This window comes from Streptomyces sp. NPDC058619 (assembly GCF_042717785.1).
GTDB lineage: Bacteria > Actinomycetota > Actinomycetes > Streptomycetales > Streptomycetaceae > Streptomyces.
In genome coordinates, this window is sequence record NZ_JBHXQN010000138.1 from 1 (window position 1) to 2,650 (window position 2,650).

1 protein-coding gene and 2 pseudogenes are annotated in these 2,650 nt (G+C 67.3%); 2 read left to right on the forward strand and 1 reads right to left on the reverse strand.

Annotation, left to right across the window (positions count from 1 at the left end; genetic code table 11):
- Positions 1-454: 454 nt before the first annotated feature.
- A pseudogene (locus ACFWTC_RS38700) lies at positions 455-881 on the reverse strand (leucine zipper domain-containing protein); the annotation flags it as partial.
- Between the two features lie 379 nt (positions 882-1,260).
- Between ACFWTC_RS38700 and ACFWTC_RS38705 the strand changes: the two are divergent.
- Both ACFWTC_RS38705 and ACFWTC_RS38710 read left to right on the forward strand, forming a co-directional pair.
- A pseudogene (locus ACFWTC_RS38705) lies at positions 1,261-1,554 on the forward strand (ATP-binding protein); the annotation flags it as partial.
- A 105-nt stretch (positions 1,555-1,659) separates the two neighbouring features.
- On the forward strand, positions 1,660-2,157 hold the full coding sequence (locus tag ACFWTC_RS38710) for a hypothetical protein (protein ID WP_384030693.1): 498 nt from the start codon (positions 1,660-1,662) through the stop codon (positions 2,155-2,157).
- Positions 2,158-2,650: the final 493 nt, after the last annotated feature.

Here is a 2,650-nt window from a genome sequence, read left to right on the forward strand (position 1 = left end):
GCTACGTCACCCCGCTCGAAACCAGAGCCCTGACGACCCACGACCTCACCCCCGCAGCGTAACCACCCGCTGTCCAGGATCAGGGGGGAACTTCATAAGTGCCTGTCTGAGTACGCCGCTACTGCTTGGTTAGGACAAGGCGCTGGAAGCCGTCTCCCGGACGACCTGGAGTTCCCGTGGGGGCCGGCCTGCCTCAGCCGCTGCCCTTCTGGGACTACGCCGAACTCATCGGCGGCCCGCTGGACGGCCTGCTGCTCGACATCACCGGTTGGCGGCGGACGAGATCCAGACCGGGAACAAACGGCGACGGACGGCACGAGTCTTCCGTGCGGCCCGTCGCCGTACCCGGGTCAGGGTGTGTCGCCGAACCGACCCCAGCGGTTCCGCTCGCCCGGGCGCGGGTCGTACAGGGCGCGGCCGCCGGGGCCGAACTGCCCGATCTCGGTCATCAGCGCGACGCCGATGTGGACGAGTTCGCCCGGCCGGGCCCGTTCATGGCGGCGTACCGGTTCGCCGGTGGCCCGGTCGAGTGCGGCCAGGGGCGGCAGGCCGTGGCGGACCAGGATGCGGTGGGCGGTCGAGGGCGCGATGTGGCACCGGACTGCCAGTCGCAGGGGCCGGATGCGGTGCTCGCGCCGTAGTTGCAGGACGTGGTCCTCCACTGCGGCCGGGGTCCCGAGCGGCTGGTGGTGGGGGCGGCTGGTCCGGTCACTCACTCCGGCGACGCCCAGGGTGCGGTAGCGGGAGGCCCAGCGGGCGGCGGTGGTGTGGCTGACCTGGAAGCGTTCCGCGGCCCGCCCCACGGGCCAGCCGTCATTCACGACACAGCGGGCCAGGCGAAGTCGTCCGGTCTCGGTCAGCGGAGCATTACGGTGGACCACGAGGGCCTCCTCGGATCGATGTAGATGTCGCAATCCACACCGAACCCGGAGGCCCTCACCCATTTCAAGAACCCAGCACGCGTGTCACCAACGTCCCGGGACAACACACCTAGCGCCTGCGCCGCGGGGGTCTTGGCGCCTTACGGCTGGGACCCCTTGCGGTGTCGGTTGCCGAGCTCAAGCTGACGGAGGACGCGGGCTCTCCTCCGCAAGGGGACTGAGGAGTGGGCCTGGGACGGCGGCCCGGCGGCCTGGGACGGCGGGGGAGAGGTAGCCGCGCTCGCGGGCTGCTTTGATCCAGTCCTTGATGGTCGGTTCAGGGCGGTCGAACAGGTGGGCCAGGCGCCGGTGGAGGCCGGGGCCGTTGATGGCTTCACGCCGCTACGGCCGCGTAAATCTTTTGTGCATTGATGAGCTCGGCTACATGGAACTCGACCGCCGCGGCGCCGAACTCCTCTTCCAGGTCCTGACCGAACGCGAGGAGAAGAACAGCGTCGCCATCGCCTCCAACGAGTCCTTCGGCGGCTGGACCAAGACGTTCACCGACCCCCGCCTCTGCGCAGCCATCGTCGACCGCCTCACCTTCAACGGCACCATCATCGAGACCGGCACCGACTCCTACCGCCTCGCCAGCACCCGAGCCCGCGCCGAGGAGGCGGCCAAGGCCGGCTGACCGCTCCAGGCTCCCCCGATCCGGCTCCCACCCACCCCCTGCCGAGCCTTCCGATATGTTTCCCGGACCCGGCCAGGGGGTCACACGCGTATTCGAGGGGGAAACATGCCAGGTGAGCGGCTTGACGCGGAGTGGGTCCGATCCTGGTGGAAGCAGACCGATGGAGCGCTGACGAAGCTGATGCAGTCGTTCCTCCCGACACACGGCTTCCCGCCCGGCTACAACGCCGTGATGCTCGCAACCGACGACAGCCACCAGGCGACGGACGCACTCGTGGACCTGACGCCGATCCCCTCCGACCTAACCACGCTCTACTGGGTGATCAGCGAAGCTTCCCTGCCCGATGTCGACAGCGGGTACTTCATCCACTCACCCGCGACCGTGGCAGGACACTTCCGCGAGTACGGCCCCGCACCGATCGACGGCGAATGGATCGCACTGGTATTCGCCAGCGACGGCGGAGGCCATCTCTTCGCGATCAGCGGCAGCGGACAAATCTGGAAGTCCACTACAGCTTCCTGGGTTGACGACTTCGGCGTCGCCGCGGCCAGCCTGCAGGAGTTCCTCGAACAGATCGGCCGACGGATCGCGAACCAGTTCTGATCACGGCCGAGACGCAAACCAGCACACGTCTCACGGAAACGGCCCAGCCCTCCGAAGGCGGGAACCGTGAGCAGCGCGGCCAACACCCAAGCGCAGGAAGTTGCAACGACCCCCATCGCCGCCGGGTGACGTCATCTCTGGTGAACATCCGGAGCACTCAAGATCGCCACCTGCTGCCCAAAATGCTGAGCAATCGCTGCTACTTCACGTGAACGAAGCCAATCGACCCCACACCGGCATCCACGGCCAAACACCTGCCAGCCGCGTCACCAACCTGTCCGAACAACACAGCTAGCGGTGGTTTGTTGACGACGGGTCATCACAAGCTCCCAGGCAGCAAGGCGACGTTCCTCTGCTACCGGCCTACCGCAGCCCTGACCCGCCGTCAACAAACCACCGCTATTGATCAGAAACTCAAAGGGTTCTCGTCCAGGACGTAGCGGACGTGTGGGCCGCCGAAGTAGCCGCGGACGATGTGTGGTTGACGCTGGCG